The following is a 19,820-nucleotide window of genomic DNA, read 5'->3' as shown; positions in this document are numbered from 1 at the left end:
CCCCACAGTCTTGGATTGTGGTGCGGTTCGATGCCCATCATGGGTGGCCTGGACGTCGTTCGGACGTCGGGTGACAGTGGTGGCGCGTGGTGGTTTGAGAACTGGATAGTGGACGCGAGCAAGGGAAACCTGGTGTTTCTCTTTGCTTATCGCGATTTCGCCAAACTCTTCTTTTTTCGAGTTTGGTTTCGAGATCGATCGTTTTGTGATCATTTTGAGTGTGATGATTTGTCGTCTGGCGATCCTGCTATCAGGAGACCCGCGGGCGGGGCGATGGCCGTGGTGCCGTTGTGTCGCTTGCAAGGGCGTATGGTGGATGCCTTGGCAGACAGTACCGACGAAGGACGTTTGAGGATGCGATAAGCCTCGGGGAGCCTCCAGCATGGCTTCGATCCGAGGATTTCCGAATGGGGCAACCCGCCGGCCGTCATGGGCCGGCACCGCATTTGTTGCGGGGGGTACGCAGGGAAGTGAAACATCTCAGTACCTGCAGGAAGGGATACTCCGTGAGTAGTGGCGAGCGAAAGCGGATCAGACCAAACCGGCCGCGCGCGATACCCGTCGGGGGTTGCGTGGCCGGGGTTGCGGGAGCGTGTGTCCCGGCCCCGACGGGCCGGGCGGGAGTCATAAAGCGGCTAGCCAGGGGAACAGGCTTGAAGGCCTGGCCGTAGAGGGTGCCAGCCCCGTACCTGGACGCTTGCCGTCTCCCGATCGCGTGTCCCAAGTAGCGCGGGCCTCGTGGAATCCCGCGTGAATCGGCGCCGACCGTGGCGTAAGTCTAAGCATACCTGTCTGACCGATAGCGTACCAGTACCGTGAGGGAAAGGTGAAAAGCACCCCGGGAGGGGAGTGAAAGAGTTCCTGAAACCGTGCGCCTACAATCCGTCGGAGCCCTTTTGTGGGGTGACGGCGTGCCTATCGAAAAATGAGTCTGCGAGTCAGTGGTGCGTGGCGAGGCTAACCCGTGGTGGGGCAGCCGTAGCGAAGGCGAGTCCGAATAGGGCGTTTTTCAGTCGCGTGTCCTGGACCCGAAGCGGGATGATCTAGCCCTGGGCAGGTTGAAGCGCGGGTAAGACCGCGTGGAGGACCGAACCCACCTGGGTTGAAAACCGGGGGGATGACCTGGGGCTAGGGGTGAAAGGCCAATCAAATTCCGTGATAGCTGGTTCTCTCCGAAATGCATTTGGGTGCAGCGTCGGCTTATTGCATCGCGGGGGTAGAGCTACCGGATGCTTGCGGGCCCTTGTGGGGTACCAACAGCAGCCGAACTCCGAATACCGTCGATGTGTATGCCGGCAGTGAGTCGGCGGGGGATAAGCTCCGTCGTCGAGAGGGAGACAGCCCAGACCGTCGTCCAAGGTCCCGAAGCGTGTGCTAAGTGGGAAAGGATGTGGGGCCGCATAGACAGCCAGGAGGTTGGCTCAGAAGCAGCCATCCTTGAAAGAGTGCGTAACAGCTCACTGGTCTAGTGGTCCCGCGCCGACAATGTAGCGGGGCTCAAGCACACCACCGAAGACGCGGCGGCACGCGTTTGCGCGTGCCGGGTAGGAGAGCGTCCCCTGAGGGGCGAAGCGGCCGGGTGACCGTGCCGTGGACTTCAGGGGAGTGAGAATGCAGACATGAGTAGCGGAAGACGGGTGAGGATCCCGTCCGCCGGATGACCAAGGGTTCCGGGGCCACGTTCGTCGTCCCCGGGTGAGTCGGGTCCTAAGGCGAGGCCGACAGGCGTAGTCGAATGGATGAACGGGTGGATATTCCCGTACCGGCAGCGAACCGACAGGACCGAGACGGTGGGTGCCGACCTCCGGGTTTCCGGGCGTGCGTTCCTTCGGGGGCGCGTGCCGGGGTTCCCGTTGGGGGCGCAGCCGCAGTAGGTGAGCGCAGGGGTGACACGGAATGGGAGCCGGCCGCGGAGGTGGTTTTCCGTGGTCAAGCACGCAGCGCGCATCATAGGCAAATCCGTGGTGCATGGGCGCGAGGTGCGATGATGGGGCCCGTTGCGGGCCGATATCCGGTGGTCCAGGCCGTCGAGAAAAGCCTCGGCGTCAGGCGCGTTGCCGCCCGTACCCCAAACCGACACTGGTGGTCAGGTAGAGAATACCAAGGCGATCGAGCGAATCCTGGTCAAGGAACTCGGCAAACCGCTCCCGTGCCTTCGGCATAAGGGAGACCCCCGCGGGTGAACGGACATGCTCCGGGAGCGTGTGGGGGTGGCACAGACCAGGGGGTAGCGACTGTTTACCAAAAACACAGGTGCATGCGAAGGCGTAAGCCGCTGTATATGCACTGACGCCTGCCCGGTGCCGGAAGGTTAAGAGGATCCGTCAGCCCCCTTGGGGGTGAAGCGGTGAATTCAAGCCCCGGTAAACGGCGGTGGTAACTATAACCATCCTAAGGTAGCGAAATTCCTTGTCGGGTAAGTTCCGACCTGCACGAATGGCGTAACGACTTCCCCGCTGTCTCGACCAGGAGCTCGGCGAAATTGCAGTACGAGTAAAGATGCTCGTTAAGCGCAGAAGGACGAAAAGACCCCGGGACCTTTACTATACCTTGGTATTGGCGTCAGTCGCGGATTGTGTAGCATAGGCGGGAGGCTTCGAAGCGCGGGCGCCAGCCCGTGTGGAGCCGCAAGGTGAAATACCGCTCTGTTCTCGTTTGACGTCTCACCTCGAACGGTCATCCCGTTCAGGGACAGTGCCTGGCGGGTAGTTTAACTGGGGCGGTTGCCTCCCAAAGAGTAACGGAGGCGCTCAAAGGTCCGCTCAGCCCGGTTGGCAATCGGGTGTCGAGTGCAATCGCACAAGCGGGCTTGACTGCGAGGACGACGGTCCGGGCAGGGACGAAAGTCGGAGATAGTGATCCGGTGCCGGCGCACGGGCGCGGCATCGCTCAACGGATAAAAGGTACCCCGGGGATAACAGGCTGATCATTCCCAAGAGTCCATATCGACGGGATGGTTTGGCACCTCGATGTCGGCTCGTCGCATCCTGGGGCTGGAGCAGGTCCCAAGGGTTCGGCTGTTCGCCGATTAAAGCGGCACGCGAGCTGGGTTCAGAACGTCGTGAGACAGTTTGGTCTCTATCCTCTGCGCTCGTTGGAATCCTGGGGAGGCCTGCCCATAGTACGAGAGGACCTGGGTGGACGAACCTCTGGTTTGCCGGTTGTCGCGCCAGCGGCACGGCCGGTTGGCCACGTTCGGGAGGGATAACCGCTGAAAGCATCTAAGCGGGAAGCCTGCTCCGAGATTAGGATTCCTTACAGTCCTGAACTGTTGTAGCCCGCATGTGGAACACGTGTTTGATAGGCCGGAGGTGGAAGCCCCGCGAGGGGTGGAGCCGACCGGTACTAACGGGCGATGGCGACATAACGTCCCGACCCCTGTGGTTGGGTCGGGTCCGCGTCTTTCCTGCTGCGGGATCGTTCCAGGCGACAATAGCGCCGGAATTGGTCACGAATACGATAAAACGATGGGCTTTGCCTCGCGTCTACTAGCCGGTTCCCAAACCGCCACGGGTTCCAGTCCCGTGCGGGGTTGGAGCGTATGCCGGAACGGTTTCCGTGATGGTTTCCTGTTCCGTTGTTTTTGGTCTTGCGGTGGCCATGGCCCAGGTGTGACGCCCGGTCCCTTTCCGAACCCGGAAGCTAAGGCCTGGCACGGTGATGGTACTGCACCCGGGAGGGTGTGGGAGAGTAACGCGCCGCCGCATCCAACCGTTGGGACCCCTTCCCCGGTCGAGCCTGTCGGGCTCCCGGGGAAGGGGTCCCTTTTCGTTGTCGGCGGCCCCTTGCCCTCCGGCCCCGGGGCCTTCGGCGGGCTCCCGGGGAGGGGGTCTTGTGCGTGTTTGCGTGGCCTTTTGCCCTCCTTCCTTTCCGGTGTCCCGCACGACCCCACCCGCTGCCCACCGATGGGGGAACACCCCGGCCTGTGGGCCGGCACATCCGAACACATAGATACACTGAATGCTTATGCACTATTTCGTACCCAAACGTTGCACTGAGTCGAATAAGATCATGTATCACGACAAGGCAACGGCTCAGCAAGCCGCCGACCAAAGCTGGCGTGAACGCGGCACTGAGTTGTGGGTGTACCGTTGCGAATTCTGTGGAACATGGCATCTGACGCATCGCAATCCACAATCCAGCTACGCATATGTGCCGTTCAATCAACAGCTCAAGCCCCATTCCCGCAAGAAAGGCTATAAGCCCCGCAGAAAATAGCCGCTCGAATCCAATCTCAGCGCAATCCCCGCCCATGAATCCCTGGCATGAAGAGCGCATAGCCGATCAGTCGTAAAAACATTTGCCCCGTCCGACGGATCAACCGGACGGGGCAATCATGATCGTGGTATGAAGATAGGGATGCAGTCCCGAAGGCTTGAGCAGCGAGACTAGCGATCCAAGCGGAAACCCTGACGTTTGGCGTTCGGAGCCACGGTCTTGCCGTTCACACCTTCATCGACCGCATTGGATGCGATCTGATCACTGAAGGCATCGACCGGACGGTCGGCGTTGCGCAAATCGTAATACTGATGCACCGCCTCATCGAACCCGGCCAAGCCGGACAGCACGGTCTCGTCGCTATCCGGATACTCGTTCTCAAAGAATTGCATCGACCGCGGCATACGCGGCTTGACCGCGGGTTCCTGATCCGGCTTGCCAATCGCAAGGCCCAATACGGGATAGGTGTATTCCGGCAGATTCAGCAGATCGATCAGCGCCGGAACATCGTTCAGCAGTGAGCCGAGAATCACGCAACCGAGACCGAGCGAATATGCGGCGGTCTCCATCGCATGCAGGGCCAGTACGGCGTCGTTCTGGGCCTGCGAGTACCGATAGCTACCGTTAAGCGTAAACGCGTCGGAAGCGGTATCCACGCCCTTCGTGGAGGCGATGGCGGCATTGCGGTGCTCATCAAGCACGAACACGTACAGCAGCGGTGCGGTCGCAATATACGGCTGGCCGCCGATTTCGGAGAGACGCTTCTTGGCGGCAGGGTCGGTTACGCGGATTGCGGACCAGTCGTTGAGGAACTGGCTGCTTGCCGCATGCTGTGCAACGGTTTCGAGGGTTTCGATCACGTCGTCGCCCAGCGGCTTCGACTTGAATTTGCGGATGGAACGACGCTCCAGCAGAGTGTCAACAGTGGCATTATGAAGAAGATTGCTCATGCTATCCATTCTCGTCCGCTTCGTAGGATTGCGCAAGGAAAAATTTGTTACCTGCGCTTGGCGTGACGATGGTTGACGATGGCCTTGGAGCCGCGGTCGGACAGTTGCGAGACCAATGCGCCCAAGGCCGCGGAGATGACGGCGAAGGCGATGCCGAGCGTGGTGTCCTTGCGTGCGTCGGTGGTGCCGTCGGGAAGGGTCGCCTTGCGGCCGACGCTTTTCCTCCACACCATCTCGAACATCTTGCCGAATACCAGTCCGGCCAGCGAAGGCACGACGAATTTGAAGATCTTGTCGCCGAAGGAATCGGGATCGTTCAGTCTCTGATTGCGCATGGCATTCACCTTTTCGTCGATTTTATGCAGGGCCGCTACCGCACGGTCTGCGCCGGATTCCAGGTCTGGTGTTTCATTCATGGTCTCCATAGTAGTGCGTGATCGGATTGTTTTCCGCCCGATTTGGACGGGTGAAGCAGGCGGCGGAATGGACCTGCGATCCAAAGACACGTGGGACGGGTGCCAAGGTTGGCGGGTGAGGTCGGCTAGAGTAGGGATATGACTGAAAATCATTTTGGAGGCAAGGATGCTTCCGTTGCCGCGCCTGGACGTCTTGTGCTGCTACGCCATGGACAGACGGTGTGGAGCGAATCCGGCCAGCACACCGGCCGCACCGATATTCCGCTGACCGAGACCGGTCGTCTACAGGCCGAGGAGGCGGGGGAACGCCTGCGCGCGGCCTTCCCGAATGGTTTCGACGCAGGCTGCATGTTCGCGAGTCCGCTTCGCCGCGCCCGTCAGACGGCAACGCTTGCCGGCTACGGCGACCACAAGATCCTGCCCGAAATCGCCGAATGGGACTACGGTCGCGCCGAAGGCCGCACGCGTCAGCAGGTCAGCGAGGCCAGCGGTTTTGCGTGGGATGTGTGGCGTGATGGGCCTCGCTCGTTGAATCCTGGATTGGAAGGCGATTGGATTGAGACGATGCCGTCCGGTGAGCAGGTCCCGGTGCATAACGGTCCGGGCGAGACGGTGGAGGAGGTCGCTGCGCGGACGCGGGATGCCATCGAACAAGTGCTGCCGTTGCTGAACGCCGGTCATGACGTGCTGCTGGTGGCCCATGCGCACATTCTGCGCATCCTTACCTCGCAGTGGCTGGGCGTCGATCCGCATTTCGCGCGTCTGCTACGGCTCGACACTGCGCATTACTGCATCCTCAGCCAGTATAAGGGCGACAACGTCATAGAGCGCTGGAACTGCTAGGTATTGAGGTAGCGCGCTCCTTCCGCCTTCGGCAGGTGCCGTTCCCGAGGGGCGCCTTCGATGCGGTCGGGAGCGGAGGAGGACCGTCGTAAGTACACCCGTACGGCATAATCGACGATGCCGTACGGGTTGTGCCACCTATCGGACGATGGGTGTCGCCAACGTCGCGATGCATGCCCGGTGCCCGATGATTTGCCTTCCATGATTATGCATTCGTTTGCTTTTTGCTGAACACCGATGCCGAAAAAAAGCCTTCAGTTGAGCTGATTTTGCAGGATCCGACGAGAATGAAGCGGTCTTTGATAACGGTGTGTCGCAAACGCTTTCATTGTAATCAACGTTGGGAAAGTATTGCAAATAAAGAGATTTCAAAAAATCCGCAATACTGCAAGATCGTCATTTCTGAAGCTCATTTTGCTTACGTTTGCAAAAAGCTGAGAAATGCGGCACAATGGTGGATGCCGAAGTCGTGAAGACGCAACTTCGAGAAAGATATGTTTCCAGCGGGATGTCTGGAAGACAGGAATGGAAGAGAAAGGTTCGATGATGAATCGCACTATCAAGGCGGCAGTAGGCATGATTGCCATTGCAGCAATGTCCGTCGGCACGCTTGCCGCGTGCGGCTCGGGTTCCAGCTCCAGTGACGGCAAAGGCAAGGTCTACTACTTGAACTTCAAGCCGGAGGCCAATGACGCCTGGCAGGCCCTGGCCAAGAAGTACACCAAGAAGACCGGCGTCGAGGTCAAGGTTCAGACCGCCGCATCCGGCACCTACGAGCAGACCCTGAAGTCCGAAATCGCCAAGAGCGAAGCCCCGACCCTGTTCCAGGTCAACGGCCCGGTCGGCTACCAGAATTGGAAGTCCTACACCGCCGACATGTCCGACACCGAACCGTACAAGGAACTGATCGACCAGTCCGTCGCACTCAAGGACGGAGACAAGGTCGTCGGCGTTCCGTATGCCATGGAAACCTACGGCATCATCTACAACAAGGACATCCTCAACAAGTACATCGCCACCGACGGTGCCAAGATCAAGAGCGTCGACGACATCGACAACTTCGACACCCTGAAGGCCGTCGCCGATGATATGCAGGCCAAGAAGGACGAGCTTGGCATCAAGGGCGCCTTCACCTCCGCCGGTTTCGATTCCAGCTCCGATTGGCGTTTCAAGACCCATCTGGCCAATCTGCCGCTGTATTACGAGTTCAAGGAAGACAAGGTCACCGAGCAGCCGGAGACCATCAAGGGCACCTATCTGCCGCAATACAAGCAGATCTTCGACCTGTATCTCAAGGACTCCACCACCGAGCCGACTCAGCTGAGCTCCAAGACCGGCGATGACGCCACCTCCGAATTCTCCCTGGGCGAGGCCGCCTTCTACCAGAACGGCACCTGGGCATGGTCCGACCTGAGCAAGAACGGCATGAAGGCCGATTCCCTCGGCATGCTTCCGATCTATATCGGCGTCAAGGGCGAGGAGAAACAGGGTCTGGCCACTGGTTCCGAAAACTACTGGTGCATCAACGACAAGGCTTCCGACGCCGACAAGAAGGCCACCAAGGACTTCCTGAAGTGGGTCATCACCGACAATGACGGCATCGAGTCCATTTCCTCCGACATGGGCCTGACCACGCCGTTCAAGACCTTCAGCGACGTTAAGAGCGACAACCCCCTGACCCAGGCCGCGGTTGAAGACCAGAACTCCGGCAGGACCGCCGTCTCCTGGAACTTCACCATGATGCCGTCCGAGGAGTGGAAGAACAAGGTCGGCTCCGCTCTCCTTGAATACGCTCAGGGTACCGGTGACTGGAATGCCGTCAAGACCGCATTCGTGGATGGTTGGAAGACCGAATACGATGCGGCCCACTGAGCCCGGCCATTGGAATCCGGCCGAAACCGAACGGTCAGGTTCATCATAGCCGAGCATGACTGACAATCGTGCCGCGGCAGGCACTTCCTTTCCTCCTGGGCCGTGGCCGGTTGCGAAGATGAAAGGCCGCCACCACATCGTGCAGACGTGTGGTGGCGGCCTTTTCGCTTTCGTGCGTGTCCGCTGGCGTTTTCGCGGCGATGTCAGCGGACACGCGGATGATCGTTCATCGGTGCAGGCGTGCGGTGGTGGAGCGCACGATCAACTGTGCGGGGAACGTTTTGAACGGCTCGGCGAGCGGCCGCTTCTCGATGAGGTCCAGCGTCATCTGCGCGGCTTCCTGCGCCATCTCGACCGGCGTCTGGCGGACGGTGGTCAGGCCGAGATCGCGTGCGTAGATGCTGTCGTCGTAGCCGATGATGGAGATGTCGTTCGGTACGGTGAAGCCGTTGCGCTCCAGCTGGAACAGCAGTGGCACCGCGATGCCGTCCTCCTGGCAGGCGATGGCCGTCGGCATGTGGTCGAGGCTCAGCAGCTGTGTGACGACCTTGCTGATGTTGTTCTTGCCCTCGTCGGTGACGAGTACGCGCGGCGTGACGCCGTTGGCCTCGCAGCACGCCATGAACGATTCGAAGCGGCCTTGCACGCTGAAGTGCAGCGTCACGTCGCGGTCGGTGCGGATGTAGGCGATGTCCTTGTGCCCGAGCGTCATCAGATGGCGTGCGGCGAGCTCGGAGCCCTGCTTGTCGTCGATGCGTACGGCCGCGTCGAATCCGCGTTCTTCCGGCTGGACCGAGTTGATGCCGATGATCGGTACGTTCACGGATTTGAGCTGCTTGATCTCGCTGCTGTCGATGTCGAAGGAGATGACGATCACGGCATCGACGTTACGGCGGACCGGCAGCATGTCGAAGAACTCACGGCGTTCCTCGATGCTGGACATCTGATAGATGGAGATGTCGTAGCCTTCATCGTGGAAGATCTGGTTCAGGCCTTCCACGACGGATGAGCTGAACCATAGGTTGAGTCTGCCGGAGACCAGTACTGCGATGCGCAATGCACGGCCGGTTTTCAGCGCCGCCGCGGAACGGGAGATGGAGAAGTTCAGCTCGTCGGCCGCCTTCATCACCTTCTCGCGGGTGGCTGCCGATACCAGATCGGGGCGCGTGAACGAACGCGAAACCGTCGAAATGGACACATGCGCGAGTTGCGCCACATCTTGAATACTGCTTTTCATATACTGACCTCTTTAGTGTTCAGCATACTGTATTGCAAAATTCTGCAAAAGTTGTTTTACAAACGTTTGCAAGAAATTCTGGTAACCCATATTCCTTGGAATTGCAATAGATTAGGAGATATTTTCAATATGACAACGTTGCTGAATCCATCAATGGAGACAGGTAAAAATGACAACGTTTGACATTTTGTGTCATGCCATCTATCATGACGAGTGAGCGCCTGATACGAGACCGAACAGAGCAGTGACGTTCCGACTTGGGCCAATGATTGCAAAGGGATTCCGCGGCACGTTGACGTGGGTGCGGGATCAAGGAGGAAGAAAGCAGGCACGCATGATCAGCATGGCTGGCAAGGCGATACGGAAATGGTGGGCGCTATTCGCATTGCCTACGTTCGCCGCGTTCATCATCGGGTTCGTAATCCCGTTCATCATGGGCATCTATTTGAGCTTCTGCAAGTTCACCACCGTTACCGACGCGGAGTTCGTGGGACTCAAAAACTACCAGAAGGCGTTTGCGGATAAGGAATTCCTGCATGCGCTCGGCTTCTCCGTGGCGTTGACCATCGTGACGACCATCGTGATCAACGTGGCCGCCTTCGCCATCGCATATATGCTTACCAAGGCCATTAAGGGCTCGACGATCTTCCGTTCCGTGTTCTTCATGCCGAACCTGATCGGCGGCATCATTCTGGGCTATATCTGGATGCTGCTGCTCAACGGCATCCTCGCCCATTGGGGCCGTGCACTGACATACAGCGCCACGTACGGTTTCTGGGGCCTGGTCATTCTGGTGTGCTGGCAGCAGATCGGCTACATGATGATCATCTATATCGCGGGTATGCAGTCCTTGCCGACCGATGTGCTTGAGGCCGCGGCCGTCGACGGAGCGACCGGATCGCAGACCATGTTCAAAATCATCATCCCGTTGATGATGCCGTCGATCACCGTCTGCTCGTTCCTGTGCGTGACCAACGGATTCAAGCTGTATGACCAGAATCTTGCGCTGACCAACGGCGCTCCGTCGAACATGTCGGAGGGTCTGGCCATGAACATCACGCGCACGTTCTACGGGCGCATGGGCTGGGAGGGCGTCGGCCAGGCCAAGGCCGTGCTGTTCTTCATCCTGGTGGCCGTGGTCGCGATCATTCAGAACAAACTTACGACTTCCAGGGAGGTGGAGGCATGATCTCCGGAGACAAGGTCAGGCACGGTGGACTGTGGACCGTGCTGTTCACGGTCGTTTCGCTGGCATGGGTCTTCCCGATCGTGCTGGTGCTCATCAACTCCTTCAAACAGAAGGCATATATCTCGCGCAATGCGTTCTCCATTCCGACGGGTAAGGCGTTCGTCGGGCTTGAGAACTACACGCGCGGCGTCGAAACCACGAATTTCTTCGCGAGCTTTGGATGGACCCTGCTGATCACGGTCGGTTCCGTCGTATTGATCCTGGTGTGCACGTCGATGTGCGCGTGGTGGATCGTGCGTGTGAATAACTGGGCCGCCAAGCTTCTGTACACGCTGTTCCTGTTCAACATGATCGTGCCGTTCCAGATGGTCATGTTCACGCTGTCCAAGCTTGCCGACATGTTGAAGCTCAACACCCCATGGGGCCTGTGCTTCGTGTACCTGGGCTTCGGCGCCGGCCTGGCCGTGTTCATCTTCACGGGCGTGGTCAAAGGCATTCCGCAGTCCTTGGAGGAATCGGCGATGATCGACGGCGCCTCCGTGCCGCGTATCTTCTTCCAGATCGTCGTGCCCATCATGAAGCCCTCGATCGTATCGGTCGCGATTCTGCAGGCCATGTGGATCTGGAACGACTACCTGCTGCCGTACCTGACCCTTGACCTAGGCAAGTACAAGACCATCTCCGTGGCCATCCAGTACCTGAAGGGCGGTTACGGTTCGGTGGATATGGGCGCGATGATGGCCTGCCTGGTCATGGCGATCATTCCGATCATCGTGTTCTACCTCGTCTGCCAGAAGCACATCGTCAAAGGCGTGATGGCGGGTGCGGTGAAGGGCTGATCCCAGCCGATTCGTGCTCCTGCCGACAGATCCTGCCGGCAGGAGCCTCCGTCAATGGATGTACCGCCTGAACACATGCTCGAGAATCGGGACATGCAGCATGATCATGGTGCCGTAGCCGAGGATCAGCAACAGAAACAGGCCCTGCGGCATATAGAACCAGCTGCCCATCAGCAGCGCCACGAACACCGCATCGATGGCGGCCAGCGCCAAGGTGTGCCCGATGTTGCTCACGCCGAAAACGAACGCGTTGCCCAGCGTACGACGGAACGAATTCTCAAAACGCGCCTGCAACGCCCAGATCCACTCGAATCCGATGATCCATACGATGCTCAGCGCGAATTTCGGAATCAGCAGCGGTGTGATCTGCAGCACGATCCACGAGTAGACGCTGACCGCGCCGGTGATGCCGAAGATCAGCCAGTAGCCGGTCGCCTTGATGAAATTCGAACGGAACGCGGCGAAATAATTGCGCGTCACCGTACCCTCGCCGGCCAATGACTTACGGGCCGCGTCGTGGCCGGCCGCCAGCGCCGCGCCTATCGTGATGATCGGGATGCTGGTGACCAGCATCAGAATGTTGATCCAGATCGCGTCGACGGCGTCGCTCAGGCCCCGCATAAAGCCGGAATCGGGTGAAAGAAACCTCATGGACGCAAGTCTACCCGAACAGTCTGGCAATCGTTGTCACCTTCATGATACGGTAATTTTGCACCTGTACGGCAAACGATTGATGGTATCGTTTTCATAGATGCATCGCAGTTGGAAAGGGGTCATGTATGACTGCAAATAATCTGCACGACGATTGGTGGAAGCAGGCGGTGGTCTATCAGATCTATCCGCGCAGTTTCAAAGATGTGAATGGCGACGGATTGGGCGACATCGCCGGCGTCACCGAAAAGATGGATTATCTGCAGGAACTGGGCATCGACGCGATCTGGCTGTCGCCGTTCTACCCTTCCGATCTGGCCGACGGCGGCTACGACGTAATCGACTATCGCGATGTGGATCCGCGCCTTGGCACCATGGATGACTTCGATGCGATGGCTGCGGCCGCACATCAGGCCGGTATCAAGGTGATCGTCGACATCGTGCCGAATCATACGGCGGACAGGCATGAAATGTTCCTCGAGGCGCTCGCCGCAGGCCGGGGATCGTCCGCGCGTGACCGCTACATTTTCCGCGAGGGCCGTGGCGAGAACGGTGCACTGCCGCCGAACGAATGGCAGTCGCTGTTCGGCGGCCCGGCCTGGCAGCAGGTGGATGACGGCCAGTGGTACCTGCACCTGTTCGCGAAGGAACAGCCGGACCTCAACTGGAGGAATCCGGACGTGCACGAGGAGTTCAAAAAGACCCTGCGATTCTGGTCCGACCATGGTACGGACGGCTTCCGCATCGACGTGGCGCACGGTTTGGCGAAGGATCTCGATTCCGTGCCGCTTGCCGACATGGACCCGATGGCGGTACAGATGCAGCTGCCGCCGGAGCATGGCCTGAGCCCGCTGTGGGATCGTCCGGAGGTGCATGAGATCTACCGCGAATGGCGCGGGGTGTTCAACGAGTACGATCCGCCGCGTTTCGCCGTAGGCGAGGCCTGGGTGCGCGCCGAGTCGCAGCATATGTATGCCTCCACCGACGAGCTTGGACAGGTGTTCAACTTCGAATTCGCCGAAGCGGGTTGGTTCGCGGACGAATTCCGCGGCGCCATCGCGGACGGCCTGAAAGCGGCCGCCGAGACCAATGGGTCCACCACCACCTGGGTCATGAACAACCACGATGTGCCACGCAGCCCATCCCGTTACGGCTTGCCGCAGGTCAAAGGCGCGCCCTTCCACCAGATCGCACATGATTGGCTGCTCCGCGACGGCGGCACCTACCCCGAGGACCGTGGTCTGGGCACCCGTCGCGCCCGTGCCGCCGCGCTTATGGAGATCGGCCTGCCGGGATCCGTGTATGTGTATCAGGGCGAGGAACTGGGCTTGTTCGAAGTGGCGAACATTCCGTGGGATCGTCTTGAGGACCCCACGCCGTTCAACACGCGCCGCAATTTCACCGATAAAGGCCGCGACGGATGCCGTGTGCCGTTGCCATGGAACGCCGACGATTGCGGCGAGCCGGCCCCGTGGAACGGCGATTTCATCACCGGCGCGACGTTCGGTTTCGGACCGGTCTCGCATGCGGATGGTTCCGCCATTGCCGACGCGCATCTGCCGCAGCCAGCTTGGTTCAAGGATTGTGCCGCTGACGTTCAGGCCGCCGACGGCGGTTCGATGCTGGCGTTGTACCGCAAGCTGCTGAAATTGCGCCAGACCGTGCTGACGGCCACCGGCGATACGTCGGCCGAGCTGCTTGATATGGGTGATGCGGTGGTCGCGTATTCCCGCCCCGCCACCAAGGGCCGACGATTCGTATCCGTCACGAATTTCGGGGCGGAACCGGTCGAACTGCCGGAAGGCGGTGTGGCCGTGGCCGCATCCGGCCCGCTGGCCGATGACGGCAGGCTTCCGCAGGACACGTCGGTCTGGATGCTGCTCGGCTGAGTGGTCTGGCGACCTGATCTATGGTGCCGGTTCCATGAACTCCCCGTATCCACGGGCGGAGTTCATGGAACCGACACCACGGTGAAATGGGACTTATTTTTCGCCGTTCATGATGGCGGCGAGGGATTGGACGCGCGGCAGGCCGAACACCTCATTGGTGTGGACGACCTTGCCGTCGGGGCCGGCCAGCGGTACGCGCCAATTGGAGTATTCGCTGGAAGTGCCCGGTTGGTTCTGCGCACGGGTCTCGCCCACGCCGTCGACCAGTGCGGCCTGCAGCAACACGGACGGCGATCCGAGCAGCATTCTGTGCATCGCCTCGACGATTTCCTGGATATGCCCATCCACATCGGTGGCGACGTTCGGCGTGATCAGTCCGCTTTCCACCAGTCGATCGAGCATGGCCTGGCGTTCCGCAATCGCGGAAGCCCGGAACTCCTCGACCGAACCGGATAGCAGATGCAATCTCTCGCGCAGCTTCACATGTTCGAATTCGAGGTAGCCGGCGGTTGGCGGCAGGTCATGCGTAGTGACGGATGCCAGTGCGTATTTGCGGTATGTGGCGGGATCGGCATAGGGATCCCCCGCATTGGGGGAGTCGTCCACGCGCGCGAACCATTCCACCGTGCAGCCAAGCAGTCCGTGATCGGCAAGCACGGCACGTACATAGTCCGGTACGGTGCCCAGATCCTCGCCGATCACCAAACCGTTCGCGCGTGTGGCTTCGATGGTGAGAATCGCTATCATCGCCTCGTAGTCGTACGTCACATACGCGCCGCCCTTTGCGCCCTCGCCCTGCGGAATCCACCATAGGCGGAACAGGCCCAGCACATGGTCGATGCGCACCGCGCCCGCACGCGAGAACATGTTGTGCACCATATCGCGGTATACGCCGTAACCGGTTTTCTTCAGATAATTCGGATTGAATGGTGGCTGGCCCCAATCCTGGCCCTGTTGGTTGTAGAAGTCGGGCGGGCAGCCTACGGTCACGCTGCCGACGGCAAAACGTTCCGGATTCCACCACACGTCGGCGCCCAATGCATGCACGCCCACAGCCATATCCTGCACCAGCCCTAGCGCCATGCCGGATTCGCGTGCGGTGCGCTGCGCGGCGGTCACCTGCTCGGCGGCGATCCACTGCAGCCAGCATTCGAAATCCATCAGATCGGCATGTTCGCGCATCAGTTCGGCCACCTCGGGCGAATCGCGGTTCGTTTCGCCGAACCAGGTGCCATCCCACGGGGCGCCCCATACTTCGAACGCCACCGACCATGCGGCGAATGCGCGCAGATCCGGGCCCGATGCCTCCTTGAACGCTTCGAATGCCGACTGGCGGTCGGCGGAACGCGGCACCGCGTATACGAGCTGCAGGGCCTTGCGCTTATGCCACCATGCGGAATTGATGTCCATCGGATTCGGATCGTCGTTGGCCGGCGACACCTCGGCATGCAGACGCTCGACCTCCGCCGAATCGGCTTCGCCGAGATCGGCGTACTCCTCGATATCCTGCGGCCGAATATAGGTGACGTTGAGGAATCGACGGGATTCCGGCAGGTACGGCGAAGGCTCGAGCGGTTCGATCGGCGCGGTCGCGTGTATCGGGTTGATCAGCATGAAATCGGCGCGTGACTGCTCGGCGGCGTCTTTCAGAAGGTCTCGCAGATCGCCGTAATCGCCTACGCCCCATGATTCGGCGGAACGCACGGAATACAGCTGCGTCATCCAGCCCCAACGCTGTTTCTCGGCAACGGCCTTCGGCAGTTCGATGCGGGCCGGCGCGCAGATCAGCGTCGCCTCGCCATGCAGCTCACCCGCGTTGACGCGCAGGGTATGGTAGCCGACGGGAATATCGTCAGGCAGATCCAGGTCCAGGGATCCGTCATCCTGCGGAATCAGGTGCATGCACAGGTTCCCGGGGTATTGCGTGCCATCTTCCAGCAGCAGGCGCAGTGTCACATCATTGCCTTTGGCGTGGATCGGGACGGCGGTCGGCCTGCCGATGAATTTCACCACGGTCGACGGTATGAGCGTGTCGGCGATGCGCTGCCTGGCCCTGGTATATGAATCGGCGATGGCTTGTTCGGTGGAGGCGTCCACGCCCAGTGCGGCCAGTACGGAAACGAGTACTTCGTCGCGGATTTCCACATAGGTGCCGAGCTGATCGATATACGAGGTGGAGATGCCGTTGATCTTGGCCAGCTGGATAAGCGGGCGCGCGATACGCTCGGCGCTTTCGGTGTGCTGCGTTGGTGCTGTCATGCTGATTCGATCTCCCTTTCGTGCGTGCTATCTGCTACGGTGCGGCGATGCCGTCTGGTCGGGTGCCGGCAGGCTACGATGCCACTGGCGGACGTTACAGTGATTTACCGTACCATATTATGCTATCGTTTTCAAATAGTTTTGCAGTACTGAAAATAGTTGCAATACATGGATTTATGATGATTGTGTCATGTTCGACATACTGACTTGGTGCGGTTGCTATGCAGAACGTTTGCAATGTGAGGAATACTCAGCCGCATAAGATTGCGAAGCTTTGCAGTCCCATGTTCAGGGAATCATCGGATACCTCGATGTCGCCGATGTGAAAGATCTCGGCGAAATCGCCTTCCGGCAGTTGCAAACGTTCGCTGTTCCGGCTCGGATTGACGGCGATAATCACCCTTTGCGATTCCGATGATCGTACGAATGCGAACAGTCTTCCGCGGCTCAGTGCCGTGAATGCACCCCTTGCATGAAGCGCCTCGGTTTCGTTTCTGAGATGGAGCAGACTGCGTACGATGTGCCATAGCGAATCGTCGCGTGCCCGCGAATCGACGACGGTCGGCGCATCGCCGGACGGGTCGACCGGCAGGTAGGCGGAGGTCCCATTGCCCGGGTTTGCGCAGGCGTCGGCTCCTAACCCAGCCAAACCTGCCTCACCCCACTGCATCGGCGTGCGTGAGCCGGTACGCACATAGCCCCCTTCAAGGGTGGGTAGGGGCAGGTATCGCATGCCGATCTCGTCGCCGTAATACAGGAACGGTGCTCCCGGCAGGGTGAATAGCGTGCAGTAGGCCAACGCGATCTCGCGTTCGCTCAGCCGCGGTGCGATGCGCGCGGTGTCATGATTGCAGGTGATGAGGTCGAACATGCCTCCCAGCCGTTCGGCGTCGCGCAGCTGCGGTTCGTATTGCTCCAGGAACGAGGCGATCGGCGTGCCGGAATCCGCGTTGAAATAGCTCAGGTCGCCATCGCGGCTTAACGGATCGTCAACGTTGCGCAACAGCATGTTGTAGCCGTTCGCAATGCCGTCCCAGCGCCAATCCAGGTAGAAATCCATATCGAAACCGGCTTCAAGGCTTTCGTATGGACGCCCCCATTCCGATACGAACGCGGCCTCGGGAAACTCCGGGCGGATTTTCGAGAACATATACTGCCAGGTGCGGATCGTGTAGGGCTTGCCGTCATCGTCGTGCTTGACGAGGCTGTCGGCCATGTCCACGCGGAAGCCGTCGGCGCCGCAGGACAGCCAGAAGCGCATGACATCGACCATCGCGTCGGCGGTGGCGAGTGCGTCCGGTCCCAGGGCGGGTTGCTGCCAGGCATGTTTCGGGTGGGCGAATCCATAGTTGAGCGCCGGCTGGCATTTGAAGAAATTCAGGATGTAGGTGCCGTTGCGTGGCGATTCGCCGCCGATGAACGGCAGTCCGTCGCCGCCTGCGATCCACGAATCCGTCCAGATGTACCGATCGGAATACTCGTTGCGCCCGGCTTCGGCGCTGCGGCGGAACCATTCGTGCTCTTCGCTGGTGTGCCCGGGGACCAGGTCGAGCAGGATGTGCATGCCGCGCCCGTGAGCCTCGTGGAACAATTCGATCAGATCGTCGTTCGTACCGTATCGGGGGGCTACGAGTTTGTAGTCGCGTACGTCATAGCCGGCATCCTTGAAGGGGGAGTCGAAACATGGATTCAGCCAAATCGCATTGCACCCAAGGTCCTGGATGTAATCCAGCCGGGAGATGATCCCGGCGATGTCTCCGATGCCGTCACCGTTCGCATCGGCGAAGGATTGGGGGTAGATTTCATAGAACACGGCGGCGTCGAGCCATGCCGGTCGGGGGTACGTCGGGCGGGAAGCCATGGTGCTGCGCCTCCTTGAAGGGATGCGGTCTGACTGATGTTGCTGAAAATATCTTATCCCAAAATTGCAAACGTTGGCAGAACTATGCTATAGTGTCAATCACTGACACACTCCCGGTGGCTCCAAAGACGGACAGCAATTATCCGCGAAACGATGATGTGAACGTATGCAGAGCTTGAGCGAACGCTTGATACCGGCCGTGTTGAAGGAACATAGGTTATGTGAGGAAAGGAAGATCAATGAAGATCGATTGGAAGAAGGCTATCGGACTGACGGCCGCTGTCTCCATGCTGGTGCCGCTTGCGGCATGCGGCTCCGGCAGCAACAGCTCTTCGGGCTCTTCGGGTACCGAGGACGTCACGCTGAGCGTGTGGGCCCCGCAGGAAGATCAGGCCAAGGACTCCAATTGGCTGGGCAAGGTCGAAGAGAACTTCACCAAGGCGCATCCGGAGTACAAGATCACCTGGAAGAACGATGTCGTCTCCGAAGGCGACGCCTCCAAGAACGTCGCCACCGATCCGGCCTCCGCCGCCGACGTCTACATGTTCGCTTCCGATCAGTTGGGCACCCTCATCGAGCAGGGTGGCATCGGCCAGCTGGGCACCGACGCCGAGAAGCAGGTCAAGGAGCAGAACGGCGATCTGGAAATCAACTCCGTCACCGGCACCGACGGCAAGCTGTACGGCGTGCCGTACACCGACAACACCTGGTTCATGTACTACAACAAGTCCAAGATCAGCGCGGATGAGGCCAAGGACTTCGACGCCATGCTCGCCAAGGCCAAGGTCACCTTCCCGATGTCCAACTCCTGGTACATCGGAGGCTTCTTCGACGGACTGACCCTGTTCGGCAAGAACGGCACCGACGAGAAGGCCGGCATGGTCTTCCCGAAGGATGGCGCCGACATCACATCCTATCTGGTCGACGTGGTCGCCAACCCGAACTTCAGCGACGATGACGGCGCCTCCGGTCTGGCCGCCATCAAGGACGGCTCCGCCGACGTGCTCTTCTCCGGCACCTGGTCCGCCAAGGACGTCCAGGAAGCTCTGGGAGACAACTACGCCGCCACCCAGCTGCCGACCTTCACCGTGAACGGTCAGAAGAAGCAGATGAAGTCCTTCGCCGCCACCAAGGCCGCCGCCTACAACCCGAACGCCAAGAACACCAAGGCCGCAGCCCAGTTCGCAGCATACCTCGGCTCCACCGAATCCCAGAAGCTGCACTATGAGATGCGCTCCATCCCGCCGACCGACAAGTCCCTGGCCGATCTCACCAAGGATGACATTGCGGCACAGGCCCAGGCCGACACCATGGCCAACACCGCAATCCTGCAGTCCGGCCTGGCCGGCATGAACGACTGGTGGACTCCGGCCGAAACCTTCGGCAAGGCCCTGGTCAACAAGGAAATCACCAAGGACAACGCCGCCTCCAAGTACCAGGACTGGGTCGACCAGGCCAAGGGCACCATCGCCAAGTGATTCGGTGACGGCGGACTGTAAGCGATAACTGAATACCGCGGTGGCCGGCGGACTCGTTCGCCGACCACCGGCCGTACCGGAGGCATTGCGAGCCATGATGCCTCCCGTGATTTCGGCA

14 protein-coding genes and 2 rRNA genes are annotated in these 19,820 nt (G+C 59.9%); 10 read left to right on the top strand and 6 right to left on the bottom strand.

The annotated features are described in order from the left end of the window. Nucleotides 1-289 precede the first annotated feature (289 nt). The 3 genes from BMOU_RS03130 (at nt 290) to BMOU_RS03120 (ending at nt 4,218) form a co-directional block, all read left to right on the top strand. Nucleotides 290-3,368, top strand: a 23S ribosomal RNA gene (locus tag BMOU_RS03130). 222 nt (nt 3,369-3,590) lie between these two features. Next, nucleotides 3,591-3,707, top strand: a 5S ribosomal RNA gene (gene rrf / locus BMOU_RS03125). Nucleotides 3,708-3,966: 259 nt separating this feature from the next. Beyond that, nucleotides 3,967-4,218 carry a hypothetical protein gene (locus BMOU_RS03120; RefSeq protein ID WP_034874790.1) on the top strand — a complete coding sequence of 84 codons (252 nt, stop codon included), beginning with the start codon at nt 3,967-3,969 and terminating at the stop codon, nt 4,216-4,218. Between the two features lie 170 nt (nt 4,219-4,388). On the opposite strand, the gene BMOU_RS03115 is transcribed toward BMOU_RS03120, so the two are convergent. Next, a complete protein-coding gene (locus BMOU_RS03115; protein WP_034874788.1) occupies nt 4,389-5,168 on the bottom strand; it encodes a nitroreductase family protein in 780 nt (259 codons plus the stop codon). Between the two features lie 47 nt (nt 5,169-5,215). Beyond that, nucleotides 5,216-5,584 (bottom strand): DUF4235 domain-containing protein, encoded by a 369-nt coding sequence (locus BMOU_RS03110; RefSeq protein ID WP_034874786.1) that lies wholly within the window; start codon nt 5,582-5,584, stop codon nt 5,216-5,218. A gap of 138 nt (nt 5,585-5,722) precedes the next feature. Here BMOU_RS03110 and BMOU_RS03105 point away from each other — a divergent pair, with 138 nt between their 5' ends. The 3 genes from BMOU_RS03105 to BMOU_RS03095 all read left to right on the top strand — a co-directional run bounded on the left by BMOU_RS03105 (nt 5,723) and on the right by BMOU_RS03095 (nt 8,299). Then, the gene (locus BMOU_RS03105) at nt 5,723-6,427 is read left to right on the top strand and encodes a histidine phosphatase family protein (protein ID WP_034874784.1); all 705 of its coding nucleotides are present in this window, start codon (nt 5,723-5,725) and stop codon (nt 6,425-6,427) included. Nucleotides 6,428-6,651: 224 nt separating this feature from the next. Beyond that, the gene (locus BMOU_RS11180; protein WP_152535078.1) at nt 6,652-6,900 is read left to right on the top strand and encodes a hypothetical protein; all 249 of its coding nucleotides are present in this window, start codon (nt 6,652-6,654) and stop codon (nt 6,898-6,900) included. A 52-nt stretch (nt 6,901-6,952) separates the two neighbouring features. Further along, nucleotides 6,953-8,299, top strand: coding sequence for an ABC transporter substrate-binding protein (locus BMOU_RS03095; RefSeq protein WP_034874781.1), 1,347 nt, complete (start codon nt 6,953-6,955; stop codon nt 8,297-8,299). 226 nt (nt 8,300-8,525) lie between these two features. Here BMOU_RS03095 and BMOU_RS03090 read toward each other — a convergent pair whose 3' ends face one another. Next, entirely contained in the window at nt 8,526-9,536 is a 1,011-nt protein-coding gene (locus BMOU_RS03090) for a LacI family DNA-binding transcriptional regulator (RefSeq protein ID WP_034874779.1), read from the bottom strand. A 334-nt stretch (nt 9,537-9,870) separates the two neighbouring features. On the opposite strand from BMOU_RS03090, the gene BMOU_RS03085 reads away from it, so the two are divergent. Both BMOU_RS03085 and BMOU_RS03080 read left to right on the top strand, forming a co-directional pair. Next, nucleotides 9,871-10,725: a carbohydrate ABC transporter permease gene (locus BMOU_RS03085; RefSeq protein ID WP_034874777.1), complete on the top strand. Its 855-nt coding sequence runs from the start codon at nt 9,871-9,873 to the stop codon at nt 10,723-10,725. Continuing rightward, nucleotides 10,722-11,564, top strand: coding sequence for a carbohydrate ABC transporter permease (locus tag BMOU_RS03080; RefSeq protein WP_034874775.1), 843 nt, complete (start codon nt 10,722-10,724; stop codon nt 11,562-11,564). The genes BMOU_RS03085 and BMOU_RS03080 overlap by 4 nt, the downstream gene beginning before the upstream one ends. A 51-nt stretch (nt 11,565-11,615) precedes the next feature. Here BMOU_RS03080 and BMOU_RS03075 read toward each other — a convergent pair whose 3' ends face one another. Further along, nucleotides 11,616-12,215 carry a DUF624 domain-containing protein gene (locus tag BMOU_RS03075; RefSeq protein ID WP_034874773.1) on the bottom strand — a complete coding sequence of 200 codons (600 nt, stop codon included), beginning with the start codon at nt 12,213-12,215 and terminating at the stop codon, nt 11,616-11,618. A gap of 128 nt (nt 12,216-12,343) precedes the next feature. Between BMOU_RS03075 and BMOU_RS03070 the strand changes: the two genes are divergently transcribed. Further along, nucleotides 12,344-14,104, top strand: coding sequence for a glycoside hydrolase family 13 protein (locus BMOU_RS03070; RefSeq protein ID WP_034874771.1), 1,761 nt, complete (start codon nt 12,344-12,346; stop codon nt 14,102-14,104). Nucleotides 14,105-14,197: 93 nt separating this feature from the next. Here the strand turns inward: BMOU_RS03070 and malQ are convergent, their stop codons facing one another. Next, nucleotides 14,198-16,363: a 4-alpha-glucanotransferase gene (malQ, locus tag BMOU_RS03065; RefSeq protein ID WP_034874769.1), complete on the bottom strand. Its 2,166-nt coding sequence runs from the start codon at nt 16,361-16,363 to the stop codon at nt 14,198-14,200. A gap of 250 nt (nt 16,364-16,613) precedes the next feature. Next, nucleotides 16,614-18,224 (bottom strand): alpha-amylase family glycosyl hydrolase, encoded by a 1,611-nt coding sequence (locus BMOU_RS03060; RefSeq protein WP_034874767.1) that lies wholly within the window; start codon nt 18,222-18,224, stop codon nt 16,614-16,616. 239 nt (nt 18,225-18,463) lie between these two features. Here BMOU_RS03060 and BMOU_RS03055 point away from each other — a divergent pair, with 239 nt between their 5' ends. After that, nucleotides 18,464-19,702, top strand: coding sequence for an extracellular solute-binding protein (locus tag BMOU_RS03055; protein WP_034874765.1), 1,239 nt, complete (start codon nt 18,464-18,466; stop codon nt 19,700-19,702). The last annotated feature ends 118 nt before the right edge of the window (nt 19,703-19,820 follow it).

This window comes from Bifidobacterium moukalabense DSM 27321 (genome assembly GCF_000522505.1).
In the GTDB taxonomy this organism is placed as follows: Bacteria; Actinomycetota; Actinomycetes; order Actinomycetales; family Bifidobacteriaceae; genus Bifidobacterium; species Bifidobacterium moukalabense.
Note: the sequence above shows the minus strand (reverse complement) of the source record. Positions and strands in the feature narration are given on the sequence as shown.

Coding starts and splice junctions, on each gene's coding strand:
- BMOU_RS03075 (WP_034874773.1), bottom strand. CDS start 12,215: ATGAGGTTTCTTTCACCCGATTCCGGCTTTATGCGGGGCCTGAGCGAC.
- BMOU_RS03110 (WP_034874786.1), bottom strand. CDS start 5,584: ATGAATGAAACACCAGACCTGGAATCCGGCGCAGACCGTGCGGTAGCG.
- BMOU_RS03095 (WP_034874781.1), top strand. CDS start 6,953: ATGGAAGAGAAAGGTTCGATGATGAATCGCACTATCAAGGCGGCAGTA.
- malQ (WP_034874769.1), bottom strand. CDS start 16,363: ATGACAGCACCAACGCAGCACACCGAAAGCGCCGAGCGTATCGCGCGC.
- BMOU_RS03115 (WP_034874788.1), bottom strand. CDS start 5,168: ATGAGCAATCTTCTTCATAATGCCACTGTTGACACTCTGCTGGAGCGT.
- BMOU_RS03085 (WP_034874777.1), top strand. CDS start 9,871: ATGATCAGCATGGCTGGCAAGGCGATACGGAAATGGTGGGCGCTATTC.
- BMOU_RS03070 (WP_034874771.1), top strand. CDS start 12,344: ATGACTGCAAATAATCTGCACGACGATTGGTGGAAGCAGGCGGTGGTC.
- BMOU_RS03055 (WP_034874765.1), top strand. CDS start 18,464: ATGAAGATCGATTGGAAGAAGGCTATCGGACTGACGGCCGCTGTCTCC.
- BMOU_RS03080 (WP_034874775.1), top strand. CDS start 10,722: ATGATCTCCGGAGACAAGGTCAGGCACGGTGGACTGTGGACCGTGCTG.
- BMOU_RS03105 (WP_034874784.1), top strand. CDS start 5,723: ATGACTGAAAATCATTTTGGAGGCAAGGATGCTTCCGTTGCCGCGCCT.
- BMOU_RS03090 (WP_034874779.1), bottom strand. CDS start 9,536: ATGAAAAGCAGTATTCAAGATGTGGCGCAACTCGCGCATGTGTCCATT.
- BMOU_RS03060 (WP_034874767.1), bottom strand. CDS start 18,224: ATGGCTTCCCGCCCGACGTACCCCCGACCGGCATGGCTCGACGCCGCC.
- BMOU_RS03120 (WP_034874790.1), top strand. CDS start 3,967: ATGCACTATTTCGTACCCAAACGTTGCACTGAGTCGAATAAGATCATG.